Origin of the sequence: Pseudomonas vanderleydeniana (assembly GCF_014268755.2) — a bacterium.
Taxonomy (GTDB): Bacteria; Pseudomonadota; Gammaproteobacteria; order Pseudomonadales; family Pseudomonadaceae; genus Aquipseudomonas; species Aquipseudomonas vanderleydeniana.
This window is the reverse complement of record NZ_CP077093.1, coordinates 3,078,889-3,105,776: the sequence shown is the minus strand read 5'-3', so window position 1 is coordinate 3,105,776 and position 26,888 is coordinate 3,078,889. Positions and strand designations below refer to the sequence as shown.

The following is a 26,888-nucleotide window of genomic DNA, read 5'->3' as shown; positions in this document are numbered from 1 at the left end:
GAAGAAAACGGTTACCTTAGTTCATCCATGGTTGAATGGGGCTCAACACCCCATTGACCCGACTTGTCTTGCAAAGGCTCACCGATGGCAGGCTTCAACCGCTCCGAACTGGCAGATCTCAACGTTTTCATGGCAATCATCCGCCGCCGCAGCTTTCGCCAGGCAGCGCATGAGCTGGGGGTCACCACCTCGGCCCTGAGCCACACCATGCGCAACCTGGAAACCCGCCTGGGGGTCAAGCTGCTCAACCGCAACAGCCGTTCGGTGGAGCCGACCGATGCCGGTGCGCTGCTGGCCGAACAGCTGTCCCGGGGGTTCGAGACCATCCAGGGGGCACTCGACCAACTGGATCGCTACCGTGATACCCCAATCGGGCGCCTGCGCCTGAACGTGCCCCGCGATGCGGCAAAACTGCTGATCAGCCCGGTGCTCGGCCCGTTCATGGCGGCCTATCCACAGTTGCAGCTGGAGCTGATGGTCGAGGACCGGCTGGTCGACATCGTCGCCGAAGGCTATGACGCCGGTATCCGCTATGGCGCGACGGTGCCCCAGGACATGATCGCCGTGCCACTGACCGGGGAACTGCGCTGGGTGATGGTCGCCTCAGCCGACTATCTGGCTCGTCACCCGGCGCCCCGGGAACCGCAGGACTTGTTGCAGCATGCCTGCATCCGCATGCGCCTGGGCGACAACACCCTTTATCGCTGGGAGCTGGGCAACAGTGAAAACCAGCTGCGCCTCGACGTGCCCGGCATGCTCAGTGCCGCCGACAGCCAGTCGGTGATCGATGCCGCCCTGGCTGGAGTCGGCATCGCCTATTGCCTGGAATGGCGGGTGCGCGACGAGGTGCGCGACGGCCGCCTGCAGGAGGTGCTGCCACAGTGGTCCTGCCTCGGTGCGCCGTTGTGCATGTACTACTCCAGCCAGCGCCAATCGCAACCGGGACTGCGCCAACTGATGGAAATGATTCGCCAACAGAACCTGCCCGATCGGCCCTTCTGACCTTCCGTCCGGGTGTTCCCCACCCGGCCCCGCTTTCCCCCGAAAGCGTTCAAACACGGGCCTTCAGCCCGTTATTCCGACCTTCGGTCATCCTCGTGCAACACAAACTCGTTCAAGGGGCTTGCGCAGCCAATATTATGGTATACCATCATACCAACAGACCGACACACAACCGAGGAGCCCCTTATGAGTTTCGAAATCCGCAAGATCGTCAGCTACATCGAGGAAACCTTCATCGAAGGCGGCAAGGCCACCGACAAGCCGGTGACCATGATCGGCCTGGCGGTCGTGATCAAGAACCCATGGCTGGGCCGTGGTTTCGTCGAAGACCTCAAGCCTGAAATCCGTGCCAACTGCTCCGACCTGGGTGCCCTGATGGTCGAGCGCCTGGTCAAGGCCATTGGCGGTGCCGAGAAAATCGAAGCCTACGGCAAGGCCGCTGTCGTCGGCGCCGATGGCGAGATCGAGCACGCTTCGGCGGTGATCCACACCCTGCGCTTTGGCAACCACTACCGTGAAGCGGTCAAGGCCAAGAGCTACCTGAGCTTCACCAACAAGCGCGGCGGCCCGGGCACTTCGATCCAGATTCCGATGATGCACAAGGATGACGAAGGCCTGCGTTCGCACTACATCACCCTGGAAATGCAGATCGAAGACGCGCCACGTGCCGACGAAATCGTCGTGGTCCTGGGCTGCGCCGACGGCGGCCGCCTGCACCCACGCATCGGCAACCGCTACATCGACCTGGAAGAGCTGGCCGCCGAGAAAGCCCAGTAATCAAATAAGAAAGGCAGGAGCGCTCCATGATTCGGCACACCGCTGAACGCACCCCGGCCGGCACCAGTTACCTGGCGACCGGCGAAGGCCAACCCGTAGTCCTGATCCACGGGGTCGGGCTGAACAAAGAAATGTGGGGCGGCCAGATCGTTGGCCTCGCGCCGCACTACCGGGTGATTGCCTACGACATGCTCGGGCACGGCGCCAGTCCGCGCCCGGACCCCGACTGCGGGCTGCTCGGGTATGCCGATCAGTTGCGCGAACTGCTCGACCACCTGCAACTGCCTACGGCGAGCATCATTGGCTTCTCCATGGGTGGCCTGGTCGCCAGGGCCTTTGCCCTGCACTATCCGCAACGGCTGCAAAGCCTGGTGGTGCTCAACAGCGTGTTCAACCGTAGCGCCGAACAGCGCGAAGGCGTGATTGCCCGCACCAGCCAGGCCGCCGAACACGGTCCGGATGCCAATGCCGAAGCGGCCCTGTCACGCTGGTTCAGCCGCGAGTACCAGGCGGCCAACCCGGCCCAGATCGCGGCGATCCGCCAGGTCCTGGCCAGCAATGACCCGCAGGGCTACCTGACCACCTACAAGCTGTTCGCCACCCAGGACATGTACCGCGCCGACGACCTGGGCAGCATCCAGGCGCCGACGCTGGTCGCCACTGGCGAACTGGACCCCGGTTCGACCCCGCTGATGGCCCGGCAACTGGCCGAGCGGATTCCCGGCGCCCAGGTTGCCGTACTCCCCGAGCAACGGCATATGATGCCGGTGGAATCACCGCGCCTGGTCAACCAGATGCTCCTGGACTTCCTTGCAACCACCTACGTCCAACAAACCATAAAGGGGATCGTTGCATGACACTCGCACGCTTTAAGATGTGCATCGGCGGCGAATGGGTCGATGCCCTCTCCGGCAAGACCTTCGACAGCCTCAACCCGGCCCTGGCCGAGCCCTGGGCCCAACTGCCCGATGCCGACGAAGCCGATGTCGAGCGCGCTGTCCAGGCCGCCCAGGCGGCTTTCGACAACCCGGCCTGGCGTGGCCTGACCGCCACCGCGCGGGGCAAGCTGTTGCGCCGCCTGGGCGACCTGATCGCCGAGAACAAGGAACAACTGGCCCAGCTGGAAAGCCGTGACAACGGCAAGCTGATCCGTGAAACCCGTGGCCAGGTCAGCTACCTGCCCGAGTTCTTCCACTACACCGCGGGTCTGGCCGACAAGCTCGAAGGCGGTACCCTGCCGCTGGACAAGCCGGACCTGTTCGCCTACACCGTGCACGAGCCAATCGGCGTGGTCGCCGCGATCATTCCGTGGAACAGCCCGCTGTACCTGACCGCGATCAAGCTGGCACCGGCCCTGGCGGCCGGCAACACCATCGTGATCAAGCCGTCCGAGCACGCCTCGGCGACCATTCTCGAGCTGGCCCGCCTGGCCCTCGAAGCCGGCATTCCGCCCGGCGTGGTCAACGTCGTCACCGGCTACGGCCCGAGCACCGGCGCCGCCCTCACCCGCCATCCGCTGGTGCGCAAGATCGCCTTCACCGGTGGCGCGGCCACCGCGCGCCACGTGGTACGCAGCAGCGCCGAGAACTTCGCCAAGCTGTCCCTGGAACTGGGCGGCAAGTCGCCGAACATCATCTTCGCCGACGCCGACCTCGACAGCGCGATCAACGGCGCCGTCGCCGGGATCTACGCCGCTTCCGGCCAGAGCTGCGTCTCCGGCTCGCGCCTGCTGGTCCAGGACGAGATCTACGACGAGTTCGTCGAACGCCTGATCGCCCGTGCCCAGCGTATCCGCATCGGCAATCCGCAGGATGAAACCAGCGAGATGGGCCCGATGGCCACGGCCCAGCAGCTGGCCGTGGTCGAAGGCCTGGTCGCCGACGCCCTGACCGAAGGCGCGCGCCTGCGTACCGGCGGCAAGCGTCCGGACATCGGCGGCGGCTGGTTCTACGAGCCGACCCTGTTCGAGTGCGACCGTAACTCGATGAAGATCATGCAGGAAGAAGTCTTCGGCCCGGTCGCCTCGGTGATCCGCTTCAAGGACGAAGCCGAAGCGCTGGCCATCGCCAACGACTCGCAGTTCGGCCTGGCCGCCGGCATCTGGACCCGCGACCTGGGCCGCGCCCATCGCCTGGCCCGGGACGTGCGCTCGGGCATCATCTGGGTCAACACCTACCGCGCCGTGTCGGCCATGGCGCCGATCGGCGGCTTCAAGAACAGCGGCTACGGCCGTGAGAGCGGTATCGACTCGGTACTGGCCTACACCGAGCTGAAAACGGTCTGGATCAACCTCTCGCAGGCACCGATGCCCGACCCCTTCGTGATGCGCTAGGAGACAGATGAAATGATCGAACCCGGTATCTACAAAGAAGTCATGGGCTCCTTCCCCTCCGGCGTCACGGTGGTCACCGCCCTCGACGCCGAGGGTGGCATCGTCGGGATCACCGCCAGCGCCTTCAGCGCGCTGTCGATCGATCCGGCCCTGGTGCTGTTCTGCCCCAACTATGCTTCGGACACCTACCCGATCCTGCGCGACAGCAAGCAGTTCGCGATTCACCTGCTGTCCGCCGACCAGACCGCCGAGGCCTATGCCTTCGCCGGCAAGGGCAAGGAAAAGGCCAAGGGCATCGACTGGCACCTGAGCGAGCTGGGCAACCCGCTGCTGGCCAAGGCCACGGCGATCATCGAGTGCGAGCTGTGGCGCGAGTACGACGGCGGCGATCACGCGATCATCGTCGGCGCGGTGAAGAACCTGATCCTGCCGCAGGACCCGGTCACCCCGATGATCTACCACAAGGGCAAGCTGGGCGCGCTGCCGACCCTGGGGTAATGGCTGCTTCGGCCGTGCGCTACCCTCTCGCGCACGGCCCTTTTTTCGAGGACGCGACATGAGCAACGAGAAATACCAGAAGGGCCTGCAGATCCGCACCCAGGTACTGGGCGAGGCCTATGTGCAGAAGTCCATCCAGAACGCCGACGACTTCAACCGTCCGCTGCAGGAACTGGTCACCGAATACTGCTGGGGTCATGTCTGGGGCCGCGAGGGCTTATCGCTCAAGGAGCGCAGCATGATAAACTTGGCCATGATTTCGGCCCTCAACCGCCCCCACGAACTCAAATTGCATGTACGTGGTGCCTTGCGTAACGGCCTCAGTCGTGAACAAATACGCGAAATCCTGCTTCAAGTCGGTATCTATTGCGGCGTACCCGCGGCCGTGGACAGTTTCCGGCTGGCCCGCGAAGCCTTTGCCGAGGCCGACGCCGAAGCAGGCGCCTCCAGTTAACCGATGGCGGTCCGGTACGGCGTAGCAGGCCAGATGCCCAGCTCGCGTGACGCGGACCACCAGATTCAGAGCCGCCCCCATGAAACGCCTGCCACTCGACGATACTTTCAAGGTCAATCGCAACCCCGTCACCCTGCGCGAAATCGTGCTGGACAAGCTGCGAAGCGCCATCATGAACTTCCAGCTCCTGCCGGGGGATCGTCTGGTCGAGCGCGATCTGTGTGATCGCCTGGGGGTCAGCCGCACATCCGTGCGCGAAGCCCTGCGCCACCTGGAGTCCGAAGGCCTGGTGGCGTTCGCCGACGCCAAGGGCCCGAGCGTGGCCATCATCACCCTGGCCGATGCCCGTGATATCTACGAGCTGCGCTGCGCGCTGGAAAGCCTGATCGTCCAGCTGTTCACCCTGCGCGCCAAGGCCAAGGACATCAAGGCCCTGGAAAAGGCCCTGGAGGAGAACCGCAAGGCCCTCAAGGACGGCGAGCTGCAGCAGGTGCTCGATTCGGTGCAGGGCTTCTACGACGTGCTGCTCGAAGGCTCGGGCAACCACGCCGCCGCCACCCAGCTGCGCCAGTTGCAGGCGCGCATCAGCTACCTGCGGGCCACCTCGGTCTCCCAGGAAAACCGTCGCGGCGCCAGCAACAAGGAAATGGAACGCATCGTCGAGGCGATCAAGAGCGGCGACCCGCTGGCCGCGCACCAGGCTTCCGTGGACCATGTCCGCGCCGCAGCCAAGGTGGCGATGGAATACCTGCAGCGCAAACAGGACGAGTCCGGCCCGATTCCGGAAATCGTCGCCCCGATCGCTGTCAAAGAACCTCGCATAGGTATCTGAACATGGCCGCCCCGCGCTTCTGTCCGCAATGCGGTGCCGGTGACCTCGCTCACCAGGTGCCTCCGGGCGATACCCATGAGCGCCTGATGTGCCGGGGCTGCGGCTACATCCACTACGTCAACCCGAAGATCATCGCCGGCTGCATCATCGAGCGCGATGGTCGCTACCTGCTGTGCCAGCGGGCGATCCCCCCTCGCCCCGGTACCTGGACCCTGCCGGCCGGTTTCATGGAAAGCGGCGAGACCACCGAACAGGCGGCGCTGCGCGAGGTCTGGGAAGAAAGTGGCGTGCGCGCGGAAATCATTTCGCCGTATTCGATCTTCAGCGTGCCGAAGATCAGCGAGGTGTACATCATCTTCCGCGCCATCGCCCTGGAGATCACCGACCAGTACGGTCCGGAGACCCTGGACTACCGCTTCTTCGCACCCGACGAAATCCCCTGGGACTGCATCTACTACCCGGCGATCCGGCAGATTCTAGAGCGCTACATCGAGGAACGGCAGGCTGGAGTCTATGGCCTGTATGTCGGCAATGACGACACCGGCAAGGTCCACTTCATCCGCTGAGGCCTTGTGTTTCGCGTCCGCCCTGGTGACGCAGAGCGTCACGGCTGCATTCCCACGCAGAGCGTGGGAACGATCATCGGCTGGGCCCTTGTATTCCGATCGTTCCCACGGCCCCCGTGGGAACGCCTCCCAGGACGCTCCGCGTCCGCCCTGGTGATGCAGCGAACCGCCGAAGGCGGCCATTCCCCCGCGGAATGTCACATCAGGGCGCCATGCCCTCGACGATGATGATTTCCGCCTTCGCCACACCCGCGCGGTGCCCCTTGGCCTCCTGGTACAAGTCCGAGTGGTAGCAGGCCAGCGCCTGGTCGTAGGAGTCGAACTCGATCACCACGCTGCGCTGCGGCGTCTGCCGCCCTTCCACGGCCTGCGAACGCCCGCCCCGGGCCAGGAAACGTCCACCATACTGAGCAAAGGCCGCCGGCGCACGGCGGGTGTACTCGGTGTATTGCTCAGGGTCGGTGACTTCCACATGAGCGATCCAGTAAGCCTTCATTGTCGACCTCATTGTTTGTTTATTTTGTATTATGGTATACCACAAAATACTGCCACACACGCTGAGAATCCAACATGGCCTTTAACAGCATCGAAGAAATAATCGAAGACTACCGCCAGGGCAAGATGGTCCTGCTGGTGGACGATGAAGACCGCGAGAACGAAGGCGACCTGCTGCTCGCCGCCGACCGTTGCGACGCCCAGGCCATCAGCTTCATGGCCCGCGAAGCGCGGGGACTGATCTGCCTGACCCTGACCGACGAGCACTGCCAACGGCTGGGCCTGGAGCAGATGGTGCCCAGCAACGGCAGCGCCTTCAGTACCGCCTTCACCGTGTCCATCGAGGCTGCCACGGGCGTCACCACCGGTATCTCCGCCGCCGACCGCGCACGCACCGTGGCCGCCGCCGTCGCCGCCAACGCCTGCGCCGACGACCTGGTGCAACCGGGACACATCTTCCCCCTGCGTGCCCGTGAAGGCGGCGTGCTCACCCGCGCCGGGCACACCGAGGCCGGTTGCGACCTGGCGCGCCTGGCCGGCTTCACCCCTGCCTCGGTGATCGTCGAAGTGATGAACGACGACGGCACCATGGCCCGCCGCCCGGACCTGGAAGTGTTCGCCCGCAAGCACGGGATCAAGATCGGCACCATTGCCGACCTCATCCACTATCGCCTGAGCACCGAGCACACCGTGGTGCGGATCGGCGAGCGCGAGCTGCCGACCGTGCACGGCACCTTCCGCCTGGTGAGCTACGAAGACCGGATCGAAGGCGGCGTACACATGGCCATGGTCATGGGCGATATCCGCCGCGACGAGCCGACGCTGGTGCGGGTGCACGTCATCGACCCGCTGCGCGACCTGGTCGGCGCCGAGTACCACGGGCCGAGCAACTGGACGCTGTGGGCCGCCCTGCAACGGGTCGCCGAGGAAGGTCGCGGCGTCGTCGTGGTCCTGGCCAACCATGAATCGTCCCAGGCCCTGCTCGAGCGGATTCCGCAACTGACCCAACCACCGCGCCAGTACAGCCGCTCACAATCGCGGATCTACTCCGAGGTCGGTACCGGGGCACAGATCCTGCAGGACCTCGGTATCGGCAAGCTGCGCCACCTGGGCCCACCGCTCAAATATGCGGGCTTGACCGGCTACAACCTCGAAGTGGTCGAGAGCATTCCCTTCACCCAGTAGCCGCGGGGGGAGAAAAACCGTATTGGCCGGATAACCGGTAAGGCAAAGTGCTTGCAGAAAGTTTGGAATACCATAATATGATATCCCGTAGACCGAACAAACTTACCCAGGAACCCGGCCAAGAACGAGACAGGCGACTAGCCTTGCCAAGACCGCCTGCAAAGGCATTGAAGAACCAGCTGCTCCCGATAGGCGGGCATCGATAGCCCGCTCAAAAACACAACAATGAGGGCGTGAAAATGGTGTTGAAAAAAGGTACGACCGCTGTATTGCTGGCAGGCTTGCTGAGCATGGGCAGCCAGGCCGCGATGGCCGCCGAAAGCGTCAACTTCGTCAGCTGGGGTGGTAGCACCCAGGATGCGCAGAAGCAGGCATGGGCCGACCCGTTCAGCAAGGCCAGCGGCATCACCGTCGTCCAGGACGGCCCCACCGACTACGGCAAGCTCAAGGCCATGGTCGAAAGCGGCAACGTGCAGTGGGACGTGGTCGACGTCGAAGCCGACTTCGCCCTGCGGGCCGCCAGCGAAGGCCTGCTCGAACCCCTCGACTTCAGTGTGATCCAGCGCGACAAGATCGACCCACGCTTCGTTTCCGACCACGGCGTCGGCTCGTTCTTCTTCTCCTTCGTACTCGGCTACAACGAGGGCAAGCTCGCTGGCACCAAGCCCCAGGACTGGACCGCCCTGTTCGACACCAAGACCTACCCCGGCAAGCGCGCCCTCTACAAATGGCCAAGCCCTGGCGTACTCGAGCTGGCCCTGCTGGCTGATGGCGTACCGGCCGACAAGCTCTATCCGCTGGACCTGGACCGCGCCTTCAAGAAACTCGACACCATCAAGAAAGATATCGTCTGGTGGGGCGGTGGTGCCCAGTCCCAGCAACTGCTGGCCTCCGGCGAAGCCACGCTCGGCCAGTTCTGGAACGGCCGCGTCTATGCCCTGCAACAGGACGGCGCGCCAGTGGGCGTGAGCTGGAAGCAGAACCTGGTCATGGCCGACATCCTGGTCGTACCGAAGGGCACCAAGAACAAGGCCGCTGCCATGAAGTTCCTGGCCAACGCCAGCAGCGCCAAGGGCCAGGCCGACTTCTCCAACCTGACCGCCTACGCGCCGGTCAACGTCGACAGCGTATCGCGCCTGGACTCCGTACTGGCTCCAAACCTGCCGACCGCCTACGCCAAGGACCAGATCACCCTTGACTTCGCCTACTGGGCCAAGAACGGCCCTGCTATCGCGACACGGTGGAACGAATGGCTGGTCAAATGAAAATGGCCGCTTCCGCGTCCCATTCCTCCCAACCGACCGGAGGCGCCGCTGGCGCCGCCGGCTCGGCCTCCGGCAAGGCGGCTGTCATGAAATCCACACCTTCGCTGGCCCGACGCTGGAAGGGCGCCAGCAACCTGGCCCCCGCCCTGCTGTTCCTGGGCGTGTTCTTTCTCGCACCGCTGATCGGCCTGCTGCTGCGCGGCGTGCTGGAGCCTACCCCGGGGCTTGAGAACTACCAGCAACTGTTCGCCAACTCGGCGTATGCACGGGTGCTGCTCAACACCTTCTCGGTGGCCGGCCTGGTCACGCTGTTCAGCCTGCTGCTGGGCTTCCCGCTGGCCTGGGCAATCACCCTGGTACCACGGGGCTGGGGCCGCTGGCTGCTCAATATCGTCCTGCTGTCGATGTGGACCAGCCTGCTGGCGCGCACCTACTCCTGGCTGGTGCTGCTGCAGGCCTCGGGTGTGATCAACAAGCTGCTGATGGGCCTGGGGATCATCGACCAACCGCTGGAGATGGTGCACAACCTGACCGGCGTGGTGATCGGCATGAGCTACATCATGATTCCGTTCATCGTCCTGCCCCTGCAGGCGACCATGCAGGCCATCGACCCGATGATCCTGCAGGCCGGCTCCATCTGTGGTGCCAGCCCGTGGACCAACTTCTTCCGGGTCTTCCTGCCGCTGTGCCGTCCGGGACTGTTTTCCGGCGCACTGATGGTGTTCGTGATGTCCCTGGGTTACTACGTCACGCCGGCCCTGCTGGGCGGCGCGCAGAACATGATGCTGCCGGAGTTCATCATTCAACAGGTGCAATCGTTCCTCAACTGGGGCCTGGCCAGCGCCGGCGCCGCCCTGCTGATCCTGATCACCCTGGTGCTGTTCTACTTCTACCTGAAGCTCCAGCCGGAATCCCCGGTCGGCGCGAGCAATGCGAGGTAAGCCGCCATGCTCCTGACCCCGAATGCCATGAGCCGGCGCATGCGCCTGGGCCTCTACCTCACCACCGGACTGATCGCGCTGTTCCTGTTGCTGCCGATCGTGTTCATCGTCCTGCTGTCGTTCGGTTCCTCGCAGTGGCTGGTGTTCCCACCACCGGGCTGGACCCTGAAATGGTACGGCCAGTTCTTCTCCAACCCGGAGTGGATGAGCGCCGCCCTGGCCAGCCTCAAGGTCGCCGTGCTGACCACCGTCTGTGCCGTCGCGCTGGGCCTGCCGACCGCCTTCGCCCTGGTGCGCGGGCGCTTCCCCGGTCGTGAAATGCTCTACGGGCTGTTCACCCTGCCGATGATCGTGCCGCTGGTGATCATCGCGGTGGCCGTCTATGCGCTGTTCCTCAAGCTGGGCTACACCGGCACGATGTTCGCCTTCGTGGTCAGCCACGTGATCGTCGCCCTGCCCTTCACCATCATCTCGATCATCAACTCGCTGAAACTGTTCGACCAGTCGATCGAGGATGCCGCGGTGATCTGTGGCGCCTCGCGCCTGCAGGCGGTGTTCAAGGTGACCTTCCCGGCCATCCGTCCCGGCATGGTCGCCGGTGCCCTGTTCGCCTTCCTGGTGTCGTGGGACGAGGTGGTGCTGAGCGTGATGATGGCCAGCCCGACCCTGCAGACCCTGCCCGTAAAAATGTGGACCACCCTGCGCCAGGACCTGACCCCGGTGATCGCCGTCGCTTCGACGCTGCTGATCGGCCTGTCGGTGTTGGTGATGGTGATAGCCGCCGCCCTGCGTCGGCGCAATGAACTCAGCGCCTGAGCGCCCAGGAGTAGACAAGATGAGTGCCGTGATCAAAGACTCCGCACAACAGAACGACCGTACCCTGGTCAGCCTGCGCAACCTGAACAAGCACTACGGCGACTTCGCCGCCGTGGACAACATCTCGCTGGACATCAAGGACGGCGAGTTCCTGACCTTCCTCGGCTCCAGCGGCTCGGGCAAGAGCACCACCCTGTCGATGCTGGCCGGTTTCGAGACGCCCAGCACCGGGGAGATCCTGGTCGAGGGCAAGTCGCTGGTCAACGTGCCGCCGCACAAGCGTGACATCGGCATGGTGTTCCAGCGTTACTCGCTGTTCCCGCACCTCTCGGTCCGCGACAACATCGCCTTCCCCCTGGCCATTCGCAAGCTCGATGCCGCCGAGCGGGACAAGCGCGTCGATGCCATGCTCAAGCTGGTCCAGCTGGACAAGTTCGCCCATCGCCGCCCGGCGCAACTGTCCGGCGGTCAACAACAGCGCGTGGCGATTGCCCGGGCCCTGGTCTATGAGCCACGGATCCTGCTGATGGACGAACCGCTCGGCGCCCTGGACAAGAAACTGCGCGAGGACCTGCAGGACGAGCTGCGCCAGTTGCATCGGCGCCTGGGCATCACCATCGTCTACGTGACCCACGACCAGGAAGAAGCCATGCGCCTGTCCCAGCGCATCGCCATCTTCAGCCACGGCAAGATCGTCGGCCTGGGCAGTGGCTATGACCTCTACCAGAATCCGCCGAATGCCTTCGTCGCCTCGTTCCTGGGCAACTCCAACTTCCTGCGGCTCAAGGCCCAGGGCAACGGGGCCGCCAGCTTCGAGAGCCAGGCACTGTCGATCCGACTGACCTCGGGCCTGCAGAACGACCAGGACATCCTGCTGATGGTGCGGCCGGAAAAGGCCCTGGCCCTGAGCCTCGAACAGGCCGCCAGCGAACCCCTGGCCGCCGGCTGGAACCAGGTCAAGGCGACCGTCGGCGAGGTACTGTTCCTCGGTGAAAGCCAGACCTGCAGTGTCGTCACCCAGGGCGGCACGGCGATGACCGTCAAGGCCCTGTCCGCCACCGGCATGCCGCTCAAGGCCGGTGACTCGGTCGTCGTGCGCTGGGCCACCGCCGATGCCTGCGTCTACACCGAGTGGCAGGAAAGCGACCTGAACAAGGCCGCAGGCAGCCACTGATACCCCGTCCCACCCCAACCTGTCGTCGCCCGCAGCTCGCGACGACAGGTGCCCCCCTCGAAGCACAACCGCGCAAAACCATCGAATAAACTTCGCGTTCGCGTGTTATATCTGACAGACCTGAACCTACCGTCGGGTGTCTGCGGAGGCTGCGAATGAAAACCCTGTTATCCGTGATCGCCCTGACAACGGCCTGCCTGGGTACGGCCACCCTGGCCGCGGCGGAAAACTGGAAGCTGGCCCACGAGGAAGACGGCATCAAGGTCTACCTGACGCAGGTGCCGGGTTCACGCTACCAGAGCTTTCGCGGCGTGGCCGATATCAAGGCCGAAGTCTCGACCCTGCGCGACCTGCAGGAAAACCTCAGGGTCGCCTGCAAATGGCTGTACGCCTGTGCCGAGATGCGCCTGCTGAAGAACGACGGCGATGACACCTGGGTCTACCTCACCACCGAGCTGCCCTGGCCCGCCGCACCGCGGGACATGGTGTTGCACGTGCACACCGAACAGGGCGACGACGGCAGCCTGGTCCGCCGCCTGGAGGCGACACCCGACTACCTGCCGCCAGTCACAGGCCTGATTCGCGTGCGCCAGCTGAGCGGCCTGTGGCAGATGCGGCCCAAGACTGACGGCGAGACCGAAGTGACCTACCAGCTGCAGGCCGAGCCGGCCGGGGACATCCCCTCCTGGCTGGCCAACCGGTTCGTGGTCGATGCGCCGATGGTCAGCCTCAAGACGTTGCGGGCGGTGGCGGAGCGCCAGGGTGTACGGGATACGCCCTGAGGCCTCAGCGACGCAAGCGCTCCTTAAACCCCTCCAGCCACTCCCGGACCATCGCCGAGTAAGGCGCCTCGGGCCGGGCCATGGCCTTGATCTCCCCCAGTATCTGCTCCTGGAGAAACCGCAGTCGCCTGGCAATGCGCTCGCTGCGCGCCCGCGCCTCCTCACTCTCGACCCCCTCGGCCTGCGCGTCAGGCTCCAGCTCCTGGGCCATCAGCCCCATTTCCACCGACAGCATTTCCAGGAACTCCAGCTGGCGCAGTAGCCGTGTGCGCTCCTGTACCAGGCCGAGCCGATTCAGGCCGTAGACATGGATCGATACCGCCCCTCGCAGGCTCAACCCATCCGCCAGCGCCTGCTCGATCACCCCGCGCAACTCCGGCCTGACGCCCGCCACGCCAGCGCCCAGGGCCAGCCCGCCACTGTCATGGGGCTTGGGCAGGACCAGGCCTATCAGGTTGTCGCTGTCGACATGAAACCGCAGGTGCTCTTCAGGCTGGTCCCGGCACGGATCCAGCAGCAATGCCTGTTCACCGGAAAAGTCCGAGGCCCCCACCACAGCCCGCTGACCGAGGATGGGAAAGCTGTCCTGCTTGCCGGTCTGAAGCATCCTCGAGCGGCTGAACGCCTTGTCTTCATTGACCAGGCGGACCAGGCTCGCCGACAACGTGGGCGTTACCTGTCCACTGCGCCGGTTGCAGTGAATGCAGCTGGGCAACAGGTTTTCCCAGTCCATGGCGATCCACCAGTAGCCAGGGTGGTCCGGCTCTTCGTAGACACGGCCCTTGGGCCGATAGTGCTCGATATCCACCGGCGCACTGCCGTAGTAGAAGCTCTCGCAGTAGGCGCACTTGCCGTGGAACAGCTCATGCAACTGCTTCTTGACGCTGTCGGACTTGTAGACGGCAAAGGCCGGTAACGCCCCCTTGGGTGCCTTGAAGTAATCCTGGAGTTTCTGCAGCTCCTTTTTCGCCGGTGATTCTTCTCCCGACATGGCATCGGGCACCGGAACGCTATCGCGACTGACGGCACGCATGCTTCAGAGTCCTTCCAGGATGCCGAGGATGCGCTGTTTGGCGTCGCTGCGCAGATGCGTGAGCTGTTCCGCTGAGGTCCGCCGCCGGCCCTTCAGGTAGTCGACAACAGCCTCCTGCACCAGCCGCTGGACTTCGGTGGAGCCCACCGGCAAGGCATCGGCGATATCACGTTCGAGACTGCGCCAAGCCTCCTGTTGTGCAGCCGTCAGCGGCTCGCCTCTCTCGCGGGCGCTCAGCAGGTCAGCGAAGTGGGCCAGCTCTCGCTCGGTGTCCGGCTGGTCGGTGGAGGTCAGGCTGAAGAAATCCGAGGTCAGCAGTTGCTCCACGGTCAGTTGGCTGACATTCGGCAGGCGGACCACCTGCTCGACCATGACCGGCAGTTGGGTGTCGGCCCGCTGGCCGCTCGGGACCCGCTGCATGACGACCACCTCGCCATCCTGCATGCCGCGCAGGCACAGCGGGTCGTGAGTGGTGGCGATAAAGGTGACCTCCGGCAAGGCCGCCCGCAGGGCCCGCATGATCTGGATCTTCCAGCGCGGGTGCAGATGGGCCTCTACCTCATCGATCAGTACCACGGCGCGGGCGCTTTCCAGATCCTCGAAAGATGGGTTGAGCGTCCGGTCCATCAGGCCGCGAATGATGTCGCAGACCATCGCCAGCATGGAGCGATAGCCCGATGATGCATGACTCAACGGCGTACGGCCGGTGGCGGTAACGATATGGCAGCGGCGGGATCGGCCCGCCTCGTCACGCTCGATGACCTTGAACACCGATTCGATCGACAACACCTCGCGCAATGCCCTGACCACCTGATCGAAGTCATGTTGTTCGAGTCCCAGCAGCCATTTCTCCGGGTTGGGCAGCAGCACATCGGACTTGAACAGGTTGACGATCCATCGGGCCTCGCCGAAGTCGCGCGTGCGGTTCAGATACTGGCGAAAAGCGCCATAGGCAAATACCGGAGGCCGTTCATCCTGCCCCTGCGATTGGTAGCTCCGGCCGCTGATGGTCAGCGTTCGACGAGTCGAGTCGTCGAACGTCAGAACGACCTGTGCACGCTTGGACGCCATCGTCCGGGCCACCCCCATCAACCGTGGATCGAGCGGCAGCTTGCGCGGGTCAAGCCGCAACCTGCCACGCGCCGTGGAAGAGCACAACGCCAGCGCGGTCGCCTCCAGGATCGAGCTCTTGCCTGCGGCATTGTCTCCGAGGATCAACAGGGCGGGCTGCTGGAAACCGGTGGACTGTGCCGGCAGGGACAGACACAGGCGCTCGATCCCCTTGAAGTTTTCCAGTTCGATGGATTGCAGGCGTGGTAGCGGTGGCTCCTGTTCGGCCCATGGCGCCTGGCGTTCGGCATCCAGGGCCTGCGCAGGCGTGACCGCCAGCCCTCGCGCTTGCCGCCCGAGACCGACGAAAACCGAGGCAAAACGCTGCGGATTCAGCGAACGGCCATCGCCGAACGAGCCTTTGAGCAATGGCTCCAACTGCAGGCAGAGCAGATGGCACAGTCCACCGAATTCCATGGAGGAGAAATCGAACAATGCCTCGATGTCGGCTGGTTTGCGCTCTGCGGACTGCACCAGGAACTCCAGCGCGTCCATGTATTCACCGAGCTTTTGGGCCCGTCGTTGCTTGAGTTCGGGCCGATTGAGATTGAAGTGCCGTATGGTTTCCAGGCCGGCATCGCTGAATGTCGCGAGGGTCCCGGTCGACGGATGAATCTCGAAATGCGAGTGAGGCAGCCAATCCCCGCACGGATCGAGCAACAGGCTCATCTCCCTGGGCGGATGATCGCGCCACAGCCCTTCGGGATCCTCGGCATAGGCCGAAAACTGCAACTCATGGGGAATCGGCGCCCTGGCCCCCTCGACTGGAAAATGGTTGCGGCGCTCGGGCAGGCAGCCACGGCAGATCGGGTAGAGGTTCTCCCACGCATTGACCAGCCAGGCGTAGTACAGGTGGTCATTCTCGTCATTCTGTGCGGGACTGGCGTTGCTGCCGGGACGAAAGCGATAGACAGAGGTTTCCTGGGTGACACCCATCAGGCTCTCGCAAAACGCGCACTTGCCATGAAACAGCCTGTCCAGCCCACGGAACAACGAGGCATCTCTCAGCTCGACTCGAAGGTACGAGGGACGTGTCTGGGCACGGACACGTTTGTCCTCGGCGAAGAACTCTTTCAATTGCATGCGGGACGCCTGCATCACCCGGCTTTGAAAAAATTCGGGAACAGGCACGGAACGGCGATCGAACAACTGCATGAGAAGCTTCCCTGAGAAGCCGCGACTGGGCGGTGCATCCATGAAAAACGCAGACTGTAATCGGCGCAAGACGAAAAGTGGAGGCGTTTTTCGTCTCTACTTCCTGCAGCGCGGAAGCAGCATATCTATCAGGCTCTTCACCTGGTTGCAGAGAGTGGAATACGTTGAAGTTTGCGGTGAAATCATCAGCCCTGTGTCGTCTGGACGGACGCCATCGCCGATCGTGTCCCAGGACGTGGTGTAACTCATCATGGCTCTGGCCACTGAGTTTGCCGTTTAGTTGATCACGGCCGACAGCTTGGCCTGCGGATTATCGCTGACCGCCTCGAAGGCCTCCAACTGCATATAGCGCCGTTGCAGGCACCACTCGTCGTTCTGCTCCAGCAGCATTGCCCCAACCAACCGTGTAATCGCCGGATCGTTGGGGAAGATGCCCACCACTTCGGTACGCCGCTTGATCTCAGCGTTTAGCCGTTCCAGCGGGTTAGTGCTGTGTAACTGCTGTCGATGTGCCTTCGGGAAGGCCATGTGCGCCAGCACTTCATCTTCGCAGCCGTCCATGAGCGTGGCGATCTTGGGGTATTTCTCACGAAGTTGATCAGCCACCAGCCGCCATTGCTGATGGCATTCGGTTCGACTGTCCTGGGCAAACACCGTGCGCAGCAAGGCCGCTACCATGGTGCGCTGGCCCTTGCCGACATGGGCCATGGCATTGCGCATGAAGTGAACGCGACAGCGTTGCCAGGTCGCGTGGAAAACCTTGGAAACAGCGGCCTTGAGCCCTTCGTGAGCGTCAGAGATCACCAGTTTCACACCCCGCAGCCCGCGTCGCATCAGGCTTCTCAGGAAGTCCGTCCAGAACGGTTCGGCTTCCGACGGGCCAACCCGCATACCCAGCACCTCGCGCCCGCCGTTGGTGTTCACGGCCACAGCGATTATGACGGCGACCGAGACGATGCGCCCGGCCTCCCGCACCTTGACGTAGGTAGCGTCAATCCACAGGTAGGGCCAATCGCCCTCAAGCGGTCGATCAAGGAAGGCGTGGACGCGCTCATCGATCTCGCCAGCGAGCCTGGATACTTGGCTTTTCGAGATGCCGGACATGCCCATGGCCTTGACCAGTTCGTCGACCGAGCGCGTCGAAACGCCCTGGATATAGGCTTCCTGGATCACGGCTGCCATGGCCTTTTCGGCGGTGCGTCGTGGTTCGAGAAAACCGGGAAAATAGCTGCCCTGGCGCAGCTTGGGGATCTTCAGGTCAACGTCGCCAGCGCGAGTTTGCCAGAGGCGATCGCGGTAGCCGTTGCGGCTGTTTGTTCGGTCAGGGCTTTTGACGTCGAAACCGGCGCCGCACAAGCCCTCGACGTCGAACTCCATCATGCGCTGGGCAACAAACTGGATCATTTGCTTGAGCAGATCAGCGTCTGCCCCTTTCTCAACCAACTCGGTCAATGCGATAGTGGGCTTGGTCATCGTGGTTTCCTGGTGAAGGTTAAGTCCGCAAACTCAACGTTAGCCAAGAACCACGATGACCCACCTCTTTCGCCCGCAGGGCGCCTTCGGTTGGTTCAGTTACACCACTTCTAGGGACACGATCCCATCGCCAGCAAGCCGGCTCCCACAGGAGGCATGTGGCGGCTGCAGTATCCAGCTCAACCAAGAACTCGGCTTTGGCTTTGGCTTTGGCTTTGGCTTTTGATCTTGCTTTTGATCTACCGGCCCCGTTCCCAGCCGGCTGAGTGGAGGTTCTGTTTCGAGAGTCGCCCGGCAGGGAGGCCGGGCGAGCCGTGTTGGGCCATGGATGGCCCGTCACGGCGTGCTCTCGAAACAGGACCGGAGCGAAGGAACCCCTCGCGCAGCGAGGGGCCAATGGAGGGGCAAGACCTTTTGGTTCCTTTTGCGTCGTTTGGCAAAAGGGACTCGCCCGTAAGGGGCGAAACCGTAACATCAGCTAAACGCACAAACGGATATGTACACAATCAAAAAAGGGCGCCCAGAACATCCCCCCCGGCGCCCCTTTTCCGTCAACCAGAGAGGTCAGTCAGCAATCCTCAACCGCCCCGCCTTCACCCGCTCCTTGCGAGTCCGCGTCGCCAGACAGTAGTAGAGCGGACACGTCACCACCAACCCCACCAACCACGACAGATCCGCCCCTTCCACCAGATTGGCATAAGGCCCCACATACAGCGACGTATTGGCAAACGGCAACTGCACCAGGATCCCGATGAAATACGCCACGATCGCATGCAGGTTGAAGCGCCCGTAGATGCCCCCATCCGCACTGAAGATCGAAGCGATGTCGTACTCCCCGCGCTTGATGATGTAGAAGTCGATCAGGTTGATCGAAGCCCACGGCACCAGCACCAGCAGCAGCGCCAGGATCAGCCCGATGAAGTGCGAGATGAAGTCCGCCGAAGCGCCCAGTGCCACCAGGCAGCAGCCGGCCAGAATCACCGCCGAGAGCAGCACCCGAACCTTGATGCTCGGTGTCCAGTTCACCGCAAAGGTCTGGATCGAGGTAACGATCGACAACACCGCGCCATACAGGTTGAGCGCGTTGTGGCTGATGATGTTGAGCAGGAACAGCACCATCAGGATCGGCCCCAGCCAACCGGTGGCCTGCTTGACCGCCAGCATCGCCTCGGTGCCCTCGGGGGTGGCCAGGGCCGCTACCGCGCCGAAGGAGAACGACAGGATCGTGCCCAGTGACGCGCCCAGGTAGGTCGCCCAGAACGGCCGGCTGATGCCGATATCGACCGGCAGGTAGCGCGAGTAGTCAGACACGTAGGGTGAGAAGCTGATCTGCCAGATCACCCCCAGCGACACCGTGGCCACCCAACCGGACAGGTTGAACGCACCACGGCTGAAGAAATCCGCCGGCAGATCATGGGCGAAGATATAGATGAACCCGGCGAGCAAGGCGCTGCCCATGATCCAGGTACCCAGGCGGTTCAGGCTATGGATGAAGCGGTAGCCGATCACGCCGATGGCCGTCGCCCCCAGCGCACCGATCAACAGGCTGGCCGACATCGGCATCGACGGGACGATCCCGGTGATGGACTTGCCCGCCAGGACGATGTTGGAAATGAAGAAGCCGACGTAGATGATCGCGGCGAAGAACACGATCAGCAGTGCGCCGTAACGACCGAACTGGCCGCGGCTCTGCACCATTTGCGGAATGCCCATCCTTGGACCCTGGGCCGATGCCAGGGCGATCACCAGACCTCCGATCAGGTGCCCGAGGGCGATCGCGATCAGCCCCCAGAACAGATTGAGGTGGAACACCTGCACCACCATCGCCCCGGTGACGATCGGCAGGGGCGCGATGTTGGTACTGAACCACAGGGTAAACAGGTCACGCGCCTTGCCATGGCGCTCGGCCAACGGCACGTAGTCGACCGTGTGCTGTTCGATCAACGGATCTTGCTGGGACATAGTCATGAACTCGGTTTTGTCTGTTCTTATCTTTGTACGAAGCCAAACCAGGGGGCGCTCTGCGGCACCCGCTCAGATGAACACCATATTATGGTATTCCAAAAATTCCACAAGACTGATCCGTACTTTCCAAGGCCATCTGATCCGTCTTTTCGCTCTGAAAAAAGCCAATAGAATCAACTGAAAGCCCCGTAAATACTGGTCCTTCGTCAATAAAACAACGTTTGTCGGGCCCCTGAAAAAGCCCTTGCAAAGACAAAATTACGGTATACCATCAGACAATAATCAAACAAAAAACCGCCTTCCCGGCGCCCGAGGTACCTTCAATGATCGACGCAACCCTCTACAAGCAAGTCATGGGCTCGTTCCCGTCCGGTGTCACCGTGATCACCACCCTGGACGACGACGGCCAGATCGTTGGCCTCACCGCCAGCGCCTTCAGTTCATTGTCGATGGAGCCGGCGCTGGTGCTGTTCTGCCCCAACTACAGCTCCGATTCGTACCCGCACCTGATCAAGAGCAAGCGCTTCGCCATCCACGTATTGTCCGAAGCGCAGCAGAAAGAGGCCTACGCCTTCGCCCGCAAGGGCAAGGACAAGGCGCAAGGCATCGAGTGGACCCTGAGCGAGCTGGGCAATCCGCTGCTGGCCAATGCCACGGCGATCATTGAATGCGAGCTGTGGCGTGAATACGAGGGCGGCGACCACGCCATCATGGTCGGCGCGGTGAAGAACCTGATCGTGCCGCAACGCGAGAACGGCCCGCTGGTGTACTGCAACGGCAAGATGGGCGCGCTGCCTGCCGTCGCCTGATCGAACCTCGATGCGGCAGTGCCAACCGGCACCGCCGCGCTCCCCGCCTCAGGTCCGGAAACGCCGGACCCACTGGTTCAAGGTCTCCGACAACTGCGTCAGACTCCTCGCGTCCTGGCTGGTGGAGTCCGCCAGATTCGCCACCAACTGCGCATCGCCATGAATCTGGCTGATGTGCCGATTGATGTCCTCGGCCACCTGGTGCTGCTCTTCAGCCGCGGTGGCGATCTGGGTGTTCATGTCGCGAATCACGTCCACCGATTCGCGGATCAGCTCGAAACTGGCCCGCGCCTCATTGATCGACACCACGGTCTCCTGGGACACCTCCAGGCTGGCATGCATCTGCTTGCCCATCTGCTGGGTGCGGCGCGCCAGGGTGCCGAGCAGTTCATCGATTTCGCCGGTGGAATCGGCCGTGCGCTTGGCCAGCGCGCGCACCTCATCGGCCACCACGGCAAAGCCACGACCCTGCTCACCGGCACGGGCGGCCTCGATCGCCGCGTTGAGCGCCAGCAGGTTGGTCTGCTCGGCAATCGAGCGGATGGTGCCGAGAATCGACTGGATGTCGTTGCTGTCCTGCGCCAGTTGCTGCATGGCCTCGGCAGACAGGCCGATCTCCTGGCTCAGTCGGTCGACCTTGCTCACCGCCGTCTCGATCTGTTTCTGCCCGCTGTGGGCCTGGCGCTGTCCGGTGTCCGCCGAGTCGGCGGCCTGGTTGCAGGAGCGCGCCACTTCGTTGGAGGTGGCGACCATTTCATGAAAGGCGGTCGAGACCATGTCCACCGCCTCGCGCTGGCGTGCCGCGACCTCGGCCATTTCCTGGGACACCACGGTGGTGCTGCCGGAGGTCGTGTGGATCTGCACGGCCGCTTCGCCGATGCGCTGGATCAGGCTGCGGATCGCCTCCAGGAACTGGTTGAACCAGCCTGCCAGTTGCGCCGTTTCATCCCGACCGCGTACTTCCAGGCGGGCGGTCAGGTCGCCCTCGCCCTGGGCGATGCCTTCCAGGCCATTGGCCACGCCGCGAATCGGCCGCACGATGAGGCCGGCGAAAAACGCGCCGGCAAAGGCGAACAGCACGGCGCAGACCACGGCGATGGCAGCGATGACCCAGGTCAGGCGCGTGACGCCGGCCATCACCTCGCTTTCACGCACCAGGCCGACGAAACGCCAGCCCAGGGCCTCGGAAGGCTGGACATTGGCCATGTAGCGCTCACCGCCCAGCTCGACCTCGACCAGCCCCTTGCCGGCCTTGGCGAGGTTCGCGTAGCCATCACCCAGTTGGCTGAGGTTCTTGAAGTTGTGGTCGGGCTGTTGCGGGTCCACCAGCACCTTGTCACTGCCTTCGGTCAGCATCAGGTAGCCACTGTCGCCCAGGCGTATCTGCTTGACCAGGTCGGTCAACTGCTTGAGCGAGACGTCGATGTTCACCACCCCGCCCTGCTCGCCCAGGTGATTGGCGAAGCTGCGCACGGTACTGACCAGCACCACGTTGTCCGCAGCCCAGTAGTAGGCGCCGGTACGCAGGGTCTTGCCCGGCTGGGCCATCGCGGCCTTGTACCAGGGGCGAGTACGCGGGTCGTAGCTGTTGAGGTTGGGATCGCCGGGCCAGAACACATAGCCACCCTCCCGGGTCCCCAGTGACAGGTAGGTGTAGGCCGGATGGCTCTTGGCCAATTGCGCGAACAGCCGGAACACCTGCTGGTCCTGCTCGCCCATGGCAACCTTCGGGGCGTCGGCGTCCAGGTAGCGCTTGAGCTGGCCATCTATATTTTGCAGAGGGGGTGCTTCGGCGAGGTAATCGACGTTCTGGGTGATGCCTTCGAAGAACAGTTGCATGGCGTTCTCGACCTGGCGGATTTCCCGGCCACTGCTGTCCAGGAACGCCTCGCGGGCGTCGTTGCGCAGATTGAGGATGATCAGGACTGCCACGAGAATGACAGGCAAGGCGGCAATCGCAGCGAATGCCAGGGTCAGTTTTTGTTTTATGTTCATCAGGTAGCACGCCTTCCTTGTCAGGTGAGTGCGATTTGTCGGAGAGAAAGGTTTTGCGGATATTCCATATTATGGTATACCAACACCTTATCGAGGGACCAGTCGTGTGCTGGGCGACTCGAACCGCTTGAACATATCCGGCTGCGCCCCGCGCGCCATCCAGGCAACAGGCCCGCATTCGACCGGCCAACTACAAGAGACCCGAGGTAAGCGTCATGAAATTTTCCCTGTTCGTACACATGGAACGCTGGGACGAAAGCGTCAGCCACCGCCAACTGTTCGAAGACCTGACCGAACTGACGCTCATGGCTGAAGCCGGTGGTTTCAGCACCGTCTGGATCGGCGAGCACCACGCGATGGAATACACCATCTCGCCCAGCCCGATGCCGCTGCTGGCCTACCTCGCGGCTCGCACCACCACCATTCGCCTGGGCGCCGGGACCATCATCGCGCCGTTCTGGCACCCGCTGCGGGTTGCCGGCGAATGCGCCCTGCTCGACGTGATCAGCAACGGCCGGATGGAAGTCGGCCTGGCCCGGGGTGCCTACCAGGTCGAATTCGACCGCATGGCCGGCGGCATGCCTGCCTCGTCCGGCGGCCTGGCCCTGCGGGAAATGGTTCCGGTGGTTCGCGCCCTGTGGCAAGGCGACTACGCCCACGATGGCGAGATCTGGAAGTTCCCGACCTCCACCAGCGTGCCCAAGCCCGTCCAGAAGCCCAACCCGCCGATGTGGATCGCCGCCCGCGACCCGGACTCGCACAACTTCGCCGTCGCCAACGGCTGCAACGTCATGGTGACGCCGCTGATGAAGGGCGACGAGGAAGTCCTGGACCTGAAGAACAAGTTCCAGGCGGCCCTGGACAACAACCCCGACGTACCACGCCCACAACTGATGGTGCTGCGCCACACCCACGTGCATGCCAAGGACGATCCGGAAGGCTGGAAAGTCGGCGCCACCGCCATCAACAAGTTCTACCGCACCTTTGACGCCTGGTTCGGCAACAAGCAGGTACCGGAAAATGGTTTCCTGGCACCGAGCCCGGAAGAGAAGTTCGCCGAGCGTCCGGAATTCGAACTGGAGAACATCCGCAAGAACACCATGATTGGCACACCGGAAGAGGTCATCACTCGTATCCGCTACTACCAGGAACTGGGCGTCGACGAATTCAGCTTCTGGTGTGACAACAGCCTGCCGCACGCCGAGAAGAAGAAGTCGCTGGAGCTGTTCATCCAGCACGTGGTGCCGGCGTTCCGCTGAGTCCGGTATAGCCTCCCATCTGCCGGCTTCCACCAATCCCTTGTGGGAGCCGGCTTGCTGGCGATCCGCCGCAGGCGGTCATCCAGAGAATTCAGCAGCGCCTGACACACCGCTATCGCCAGCAAGCCGGCTCCCACCAGATCGTGGTGAGCCCCTGCTCCACCGCCAACCTGCTGCGCTATGTCACACCGCCCCTCGACACGCAGGTGCTATATTCCCGTCATTCCGCCAGCGCCTTGACCCCCGCATTCAAGCTGCTGCCGATCTTTTGGCTACAGACGACGGTGACGCAATCCATGAGCAATACCCCTTCCCTCGCCCGTGATATCGACGGCAAGGCCATTGCCGCCCGGGTACTCGAAGAAGTCCGCGAGGACGTCGCGGCCCTGGCCGGGCAAGGTGTCATCCCCTCCCTTGCCGTGCTGCTGGTCGGCGATGACCCAGCCAGCCATGTCTACGTGCGCAACAAGCTGCTGCGTGCCGAGGAAGCCGGTATCCGCTCCCTGGAACATCGCCTGCCGGCCAGCACCCGCCAGGCCGAAGTCCTGCAACTGATTGCCGAACTCAACGCCGACCCGGCGGTGAACGGCATCCTGGTGCAATTGCCGCTACCGGCGCATATCGAGGAACAGGCGGTGATCCACGCCATCGACCCGATCAAGGACGTCGACGGCTTTCATCGGGAAAACGTCGGCGGCCTGGTCCAGGGTGCCGAGGTGCTGACACCCTGCACGCCCAGTGGCTGCATGCGCCTGCTGCAGGAAACCTGTGGCGATGTGAGCGGCCTGCACGCAGTGGTCATCGGTCGCTCGAACATCGTCGGCAAGCCCATGGCGACCCTGCTGCTGCAAGCGCACTGTTCGGTGAGTGTGATTCATTCTCGCAGCATCGATGCGCCAGCGCTGTGCCGATTGGCCGATATCGTGGTGGTAGCCGTCGGGCGGCCGCAGTTGATCGATGCCAGCTGGCTCAAGCCGGGGGCCGTGGTGATCGACGTCGGGATCAACCGTATCGAAACCGAGGCGGGTCCGCGCCTGGTCGGTGATGTCGACTACGCCAGCGCACGTACCGTGGCCAGCGCCATCACTCCGGTGCCAGGTGGCGTCGGGCCGATGACCATTGCCTATCTGCTGAAAAACACCGTGATCGCCACCCACCTGCAGGGCGCTCGCCGGCCCCTCGCCGCAGTAGCGGGCTGATCCGCGCTAGATCGCGCCGGCGAAGGCCCGGCGCCCGGCCTGCATCTCGGTGCGCAGTTCGCCAATGAAGTTGGCGACCGAACGAACGCTGTCGAAGCTGCTGACGGCGACACCATTGAGCTGCAGGTCCACGCGCCCGGAAATCGGGTCGAAGATCTTCACCATCAGCGAACCGTTGCCGTTGACGGTGCAGGAACAGGACAGCGGCAGAAAGCCGGACTCAATGATTTGGCACAATTCACGTTCTGGAAGCATGACGATCATCCCTGAAGTGGAGCTTGAGGCAGCTCTTGCCGAATCAGCGTAGCCCAACTGTTACAATCTGCCTGCAGCGTGATGCCCCCAAACAGGCAATAACCTGCGAAAAATGTGATCGCCGTCACGTCAGTACCAGAAGGTCAGCGCTTGGCCGGCAAAGCCACCAAGGCAAAGGCGCTTCTCAGGCGTGCCATCTCCTCCTCCTTGCCGACGGTGATGCGCACCCAGTTCGGCCAGTTCTCCCAGATTCGCCCCACCCGTACTCCGTGCTGCGCCAGCCCCTGGACGACCTCCTGGGCCGGGCGGCGCAGGTCGACCATGAAGAAATTGCCCTGGGCGGCGGTGCAGGTGAACCCACGGTCGCGGAACCAGGTCATGTTTTCATCGCGGATACGCGTGTTGCTCTGCTTGCGCTCCGGCAGCAGCGTGCGGTCCTCGAGGCTGGCGATCGCGCCCAGCAATGAAGCCGCGGCAGCGACATTCTGCTCACCCAGCACGTTCAACTTCGCCAGCAGTGCCGGCTGGCCAACCGCGTACCCCAGGCGCGCGCCCGCCATGCCGTAGATCTTGGAGAAGGTACGCAGCACCAGCAGGTCGGGGTGATCCTTGACCAGCGGCACGCAGCTGGGCGCATCGCAGTAGTGAATATAGGCCTCGTCGACCACCACCAGCGCACCAGCGGGCTTCTCCTTCAAGGCTCGCTCGATCTGGGCCATCGGCGTGAGTGTCCCGGTCGGGTTGTTCGGGTTGCAGATGTAGATCACCCCCAGCTGGGTGTCCGCCGCCAGCATCGCATTGATGTCATGCGCATGCGCCGCATCGAGCGGGACCTCGTGCACCGTCGCGCCATGGGCCTCGGCCGCCATGCGCGGCGCCTCATAGGTGGGGGTCGCCAACACCAGGCTGCGGCTGCCGGTGTAGGCCAGCACCGCCTGCTGCAGGGCGACCTTGGAGCCGGCATAGATCTCGATATGTTCCTCGGGGACCGACAGTTGCCGTGCCAGGAGGTCCACCAGGCGGTACTGGAACTTGTAGGGATAACGGCCCGACAGCGCCACTCCCTCGGCCATGGCCTTGCGCGCCGCCGCCGAGGGCCCCCAGGGGTTCTCGTTGAAGTTGAGATAGACCTCGCCGGAGGAAGCCTTGGGCGTGGCAGGCAACGTCGCGGCCAACGCCCGCCCCGCCCCACTCAACAACGGCAGCGCTGCCATCAGCCCCACCACCGAACGACGCGTCACATCAACCATTCACCCGATCTCCCTTGATCATCGGCCCGGATGAGCTCCAAGCCACTTGTAAAAATCTGTTACCAACAAGGGGGACGAGTCGAAAAAAGTACGATTTATCAAAAATCGTGTATCAGTTCCCACACAAACAGTGGCCCCATCCAATCATCGCTCTGTTCACCGACACCGCCCGAGCGCGCTTGCTGCCTGCATTCAGGGGTATCGAGCCCTTCGGTGCGGCTGGCGTAGAGCAGGCACCTGGCGCCCCAACAGGCCCGATTAGTTGA

Annotated in this window: 25 protein-coding genes; 17 read left to right on the top strand and 8 right to left on the bottom strand. The window is 63.3% G+C overall.

What is annotated here, in order from left to right; all coding sequences use genetic code 11:
- Positions 1-84: 84 nt before the first annotated feature.
- The 8 genes from HU752_RS14040 (at position 85) to HU752_RS14005 (ending at position 6,461) form a co-directional block, all read left to right on the top strand.
- Entirely contained in the window at positions 85-1,002 is a 918-nt protein-coding gene (locus HU752_RS14040) for a LysR family transcriptional regulator (protein WP_186687839.1), read from the top strand.
- Positions 1,003-1,188: 186 nt separating this feature from the next.
- Positions 1,189-1,779 (top strand): amino acid synthesis family protein, encoded by a 591-nt coding sequence (locus HU752_RS14035; protein ID WP_054061345.1) that lies wholly within the window; start codon positions 1,189-1,191, stop codon positions 1,777-1,779.
- Positions 1,780-1,805: 26 nt separating this feature from the next.
- Complete coding sequence (locus HU752_RS14030) at positions 1,806-2,636, top strand: alpha/beta fold hydrolase (protein ID WP_186687845.1); 831 nt, start codon at positions 1,806-1,808, stop codon at positions 2,634-2,636.
- Positions 2,633-4,111, top strand: a complete 1,479-nt coding sequence (locus HU752_RS14025; RefSeq protein WP_186687849.1) for an aldehyde dehydrogenase — start codon at positions 2,633-2,635, stop codon at positions 4,109-4,111. Before HU752_RS14030 ends, HU752_RS14025 begins: the two co-directional genes overlap by 4 nt.
- Before the next feature lie 12 nt (positions 4,112-4,123).
- Positions 4,124-4,609: a flavin reductase family protein gene (locus tag HU752_RS14020; protein ID WP_186687853.1), complete on the top strand. Its 486-nt coding sequence runs from the start codon at positions 4,124-4,126 to the stop codon at positions 4,607-4,609.
- 58 nt (positions 4,610-4,667) lie between these two features.
- On the top strand, positions 4,668-5,063 hold the full coding sequence (locus HU752_RS14015; protein WP_186687867.1) for a carboxymuconolactone decarboxylase family protein: 396 nt from the start codon (positions 4,668-4,670) through the stop codon (positions 5,061-5,063).
- A gap of 79 nt (positions 5,064-5,142) precedes the next feature.
- On the top strand, positions 5,143-5,895 hold the full coding sequence (locus HU752_RS14010; RefSeq protein WP_186687870.1) for a GntR family transcriptional regulator: 753 nt from the start codon (positions 5,143-5,145) through the stop codon (positions 5,893-5,895).
- 2 nt (positions 5,896-5,897) lie between these two features.
- A complete protein-coding gene (locus tag HU752_RS14005; protein ID WP_186687873.1) occupies positions 5,898-6,461 on the top strand; it encodes an NUDIX hydrolase in 564 nt (187 codons plus the stop codon).
- Between the two features lie 202 nt (positions 6,462-6,663).
- On the opposite strand, the gene HU752_RS14000 is transcribed toward HU752_RS14005, so the two are convergent.
- A complete protein-coding gene (locus HU752_RS14000; RefSeq protein ID WP_017904654.1) occupies positions 6,664-6,957 on the bottom strand; it encodes a DUF1330 domain-containing protein in 294 nt (97 codons plus the stop codon).
- Between the two features lie 74 nt (positions 6,958-7,031).
- Between HU752_RS14000 and ribBA the strand changes: the two genes are divergently transcribed.
- The 6 genes from ribBA (at position 7,032) to HU752_RS13970 (ending at position 13,119) form a co-directional block, all read left to right on the top strand.
- Positions 7,032-8,141 carry a bifunctional 3,4-dihydroxy-2-butanone-4-phosphate synthase/GTP cyclohydrolase II gene (gene ribBA, locus HU752_RS13995; protein WP_186687876.1) on the top strand — a complete coding sequence of 370 codons (1,110 nt, stop codon included), beginning with the start codon at positions 7,032-7,034 and terminating at the stop codon, positions 8,139-8,141.
- Positions 8,142-8,380: 239 nt separating this feature from the next.
- The gene (locus tag HU752_RS13990) at positions 8,381-9,406 is read left to right on the top strand and encodes a polyamine ABC transporter substrate-binding protein (RefSeq protein ID WP_186687879.1); all 1,026 of its coding nucleotides are present in this window, start codon (positions 8,381-8,383) and stop codon (positions 9,404-9,406) included.
- Positions 9,403-10,347, top strand: coding sequence for an ABC transporter permease (locus HU752_RS13985; RefSeq protein ID WP_186687901.1), 945 nt, complete (start codon positions 9,403-9,405; stop codon positions 10,345-10,347). Before HU752_RS13990 ends, HU752_RS13985 begins: the two co-directional genes overlap by 4 nt.
- A 6-nt stretch (positions 10,348-10,353) precedes the next feature.
- Positions 10,354-11,163 carry an ABC transporter permease gene (locus HU752_RS13980; protein WP_020481063.1) on the top strand — a complete coding sequence of 270 codons (810 nt, stop codon included), beginning with the start codon at positions 10,354-10,356 and terminating at the stop codon, positions 11,161-11,163.
- 19 nt (positions 11,164-11,182) lie between these two features.
- Positions 11,183-12,337: an ABC transporter ATP-binding protein gene (locus HU752_RS13975; protein WP_186687881.1), complete on the top strand. Its 1,155-nt coding sequence runs from the start codon at positions 11,183-11,185 to the stop codon at positions 12,335-12,337.
- 155 nt (positions 12,338-12,492) lie between these two features.
- Complete coding sequence (locus HU752_RS13970) at positions 12,493-13,119, top strand: START domain-containing protein (RefSeq protein ID WP_202894698.1); 627 nt, start codon at positions 12,493-12,495, stop codon at positions 13,117-13,119.
- Between the two features lie 4 nt (positions 13,120-13,123).
- Here the strand turns inward: HU752_RS13970 and HU752_RS13965 are convergent, their stop codons facing one another.
- From HU752_RS13965 to HU752_RS13950, 4 genes are all read right to left on the bottom strand, one after another.
- On the bottom strand, positions 13,124-14,152 hold the full coding sequence (locus HU752_RS13965; protein WP_186687892.1) for an HNH endonuclease family protein: 1,029 nt from the start codon (positions 14,150-14,152) through the stop codon (positions 13,124-13,126).
- Positions 14,153-14,155: 3 nt separating this feature from the next.
- Positions 14,156-16,345: an AAA family ATPase gene (locus tag HU752_RS13960; RefSeq protein ID WP_186687895.1), complete on the bottom strand. Its 2,190-nt coding sequence runs from the start codon at positions 16,343-16,345 to the stop codon at positions 14,156-14,158.
- 348 nt (positions 16,346-16,693) lie between these two features.
- A complete protein-coding gene (locus HU752_RS13955; protein WP_217838493.1) occupies positions 16,694-17,890 on the bottom strand; it encodes an IS256 family transposase in 1,197 nt (398 codons plus the stop codon).
- A gap of 564 nt (positions 17,891-18,454) precedes the next feature.
- Complete coding sequence (locus HU752_RS13950; RefSeq protein WP_186688362.1) at positions 18,455-19,852, bottom strand: purine-cytosine permease family protein; 1,398 nt, start codon at positions 19,850-19,852, stop codon at positions 18,455-18,457.
- A gap of 326 nt (positions 19,853-20,178) precedes the next feature.
- On the opposite strand from HU752_RS13950, the gene HU752_RS13945 reads away from it, so the two are divergent.
- Positions 20,179-20,664, top strand: a complete 486-nt coding sequence (locus HU752_RS13945) for a flavin reductase family protein (RefSeq protein WP_186688357.1) — start codon at positions 20,179-20,181, stop codon at positions 20,662-20,664.
- Between the two features lie 48 nt (positions 20,665-20,712).
- On the opposite strand, the gene HU752_RS13940 is transcribed toward HU752_RS13945, so the two are convergent.
- A complete protein-coding gene (locus HU752_RS13940) occupies positions 20,713-22,659 on the bottom strand; it encodes a methyl-accepting chemotaxis protein (RefSeq protein WP_186688356.1) in 1,947 nt (648 codons plus the stop codon).
- A 215-nt stretch (positions 22,660-22,874) separates the two neighbouring features.
- On the opposite strand from HU752_RS13940, the gene HU752_RS13935 reads away from it, so the two are divergent.
- Together HU752_RS13935 and folD are read left to right on the top strand one after the other, a co-directional pair.
- Positions 22,875-23,918, top strand: coding sequence for an LLM class flavin-dependent oxidoreductase (locus tag HU752_RS13935; RefSeq protein WP_186688353.1), 1,044 nt, complete (start codon positions 22,875-22,877; stop codon positions 23,916-23,918).
- Positions 23,919-24,214: 296 nt separating this feature from the next.
- A complete protein-coding gene (folD, locus tag HU752_RS13930; RefSeq protein ID WP_186688351.1) occupies positions 24,215-25,117 on the top strand; it encodes a bifunctional methylenetetrahydrofolate dehydrogenase/methenyltetrahydrofolate cyclohydrolase FolD in 903 nt (300 codons plus the stop codon).
- Positions 25,118-25,123: 6 nt separating this feature from the next.
- Here folD and HU752_RS13925 read toward each other — a convergent pair whose 3' ends face one another.
- Both HU752_RS13925 and ptaA read right to left on the bottom strand, forming a co-directional pair.
- Positions 25,124-25,372, bottom strand: coding sequence for a DUF1652 domain-containing protein (locus tag HU752_RS13925; RefSeq protein ID WP_186688349.1), 249 nt, complete (start codon positions 25,370-25,372; stop codon positions 25,124-25,126).
- Positions 25,373-25,515: 143 nt separating this feature from the next.
- Positions 25,516-26,622 (bottom strand): pyoverdine biosynthesis transaminase PtaA, encoded by a 1,107-nt coding sequence (ptaA, locus tag HU752_RS13920; RefSeq protein ID WP_186688347.1) that lies wholly within the window; start codon positions 26,620-26,622, stop codon positions 25,516-25,518.
- Positions 26,623-26,888 lie beyond the last annotated feature (266 nt).

Bases quoted from the DNA above. Each gene is read 5' to 3' on its own strand.
- HU752_RS14040 (WP_186687839.1), top strand. From the start codon at position 85: ATGGCAGGCTTCAACCGCTCCGAACTGGCAGATCTCAACGTTTTCATG.
- HU752_RS13985 (WP_186687901.1), top strand. From the start codon at position 9,403: ATGAAAATGGCCGCTTCCGCGTCCCATTCCTCCCAACCGACCGGAGGC.
- HU752_RS13980 (WP_020481063.1), top strand. From the start codon at position 10,354: ATGCTCCTGACCCCGAATGCCATGAGCCGGCGCATGCGCCTGGGCCTC.
- HU752_RS14010 (WP_186687870.1), top strand. From the start codon at position 5,143: ATGAAACGCCTGCCACTCGACGATACTTTCAAGGTCAATCGCAACCCC.
- HU752_RS13945 (WP_186688357.1), top strand. From the start codon at position 20,179: ATGATCGACGCAACCCTCTACAAGCAAGTCATGGGCTCGTTCCCGTCC.
- HU752_RS13955 (WP_217838493.1), bottom strand. From the start codon at position 17,890: ATGACCAAGCCCACTATCGCATTGACCGAGTTGGTTGAGAAAGGGGCA.
- HU752_RS14015 (WP_186687867.1), top strand. From the start codon at position 4,668: ATGAGCAACGAGAAATACCAGAAGGGCCTGCAGATCCGCACCCAGGTA.
- ribBA (WP_186687876.1), top strand. From the start codon at position 7,032: ATGGCCTTTAACAGCATCGAAGAAATAATCGAAGACTACCGCCAGGGC.
- ptaA (WP_186688347.1), bottom strand. From the start codon at position 26,622: ATGGTTGATGTGACGCGTCGTTCGGTGGTGGGGCTGATGGCAGCGCTG.
- HU752_RS14030 (WP_186687845.1), top strand. From the start codon at position 1,806: ATGATTCGGCACACCGCTGAACGCACCCCGGCCGGCACCAGTTACCTG.
- folD (WP_186688351.1), top strand. From the start codon at position 24,215: ATGAGCAATACCCCTTCCCTCGCCCGTGATATCGACGGCAAGGCCATT.
- HU752_RS14005 (WP_186687873.1), top strand. From the start codon at position 5,898: ATGGCCGCCCCGCGCTTCTGTCCGCAATGCGGTGCCGGTGACCTCGCT.
- HU752_RS13990 (WP_186687879.1), top strand. From the start codon at position 8,381: ATGGTGTTGAAAAAAGGTACGACCGCTGTATTGCTGGCAGGCTTGCTG.
- HU752_RS14000 (WP_017904654.1), bottom strand. From the start codon at position 6,957: ATGAAGGCTTACTGGATCGCTCATGTGGAAGTCACCGACCCTGAGCAA.
- HU752_RS13925 (WP_186688349.1), bottom strand. From the start codon at position 25,372: ATGCTTCCAGAACGTGAATTGTGCCAAATCATTGAGTCCGGCTTTCTG.
- HU752_RS13970 (WP_202894698.1), top strand. From the start codon at position 12,493: ATGAAAACCCTGTTATCCGTGATCGCCCTGACAACGGCCTGCCTGGGT.
- HU752_RS13935 (WP_186688353.1), top strand. From the start codon at position 22,875: ATGAAATTTTCCCTGTTCGTACACATGGAACGCTGGGACGAAAGCGTC.
- HU752_RS14025 (WP_186687849.1), top strand. From the start codon at position 2,633: ATGACACTCGCACGCTTTAAGATGTGCATCGGCGGCGAATGGGTCGAT.
- HU752_RS14035 (WP_054061345.1), top strand. From the start codon at position 1,189: ATGAGTTTCGAAATCCGCAAGATCGTCAGCTACATCGAGGAAACCTTC.
- HU752_RS13940 (WP_186688356.1), bottom strand. From the start codon at position 22,659: ATGAACATAAAACAAAAACTGACCCTGGCATTCGCTGCGATTGCCGCC.
- HU752_RS13950 (WP_186688362.1), bottom strand. From the start codon at position 19,852: ATGTCCCAGCAAGATCCGTTGATCGAACAGCACACGGTCGACTACGTG.
- HU752_RS14020 (WP_186687853.1), top strand. From the start codon at position 4,124: ATGATCGAACCCGGTATCTACAAAGAAGTCATGGGCTCCTTCCCCTCC.
- HU752_RS13960 (WP_186687895.1), bottom strand. From the start codon at position 16,345: ATGCAATTGAAAGAGTTCTTCGCCGAGGACAAACGTGTCCGTGCCCAG.
- HU752_RS13965 (WP_186687892.1), bottom strand. From the start codon at position 14,152: ATGCGTGCCGTCAGTCGCGATAGCGTTCCGGTGCCCGATGCCATGTCG.
- HU752_RS13975 (WP_186687881.1), top strand. From the start codon at position 11,183: ATGAGTGCCGTGATCAAAGACTCCGCACAACAGAACGACCGTACCCTG.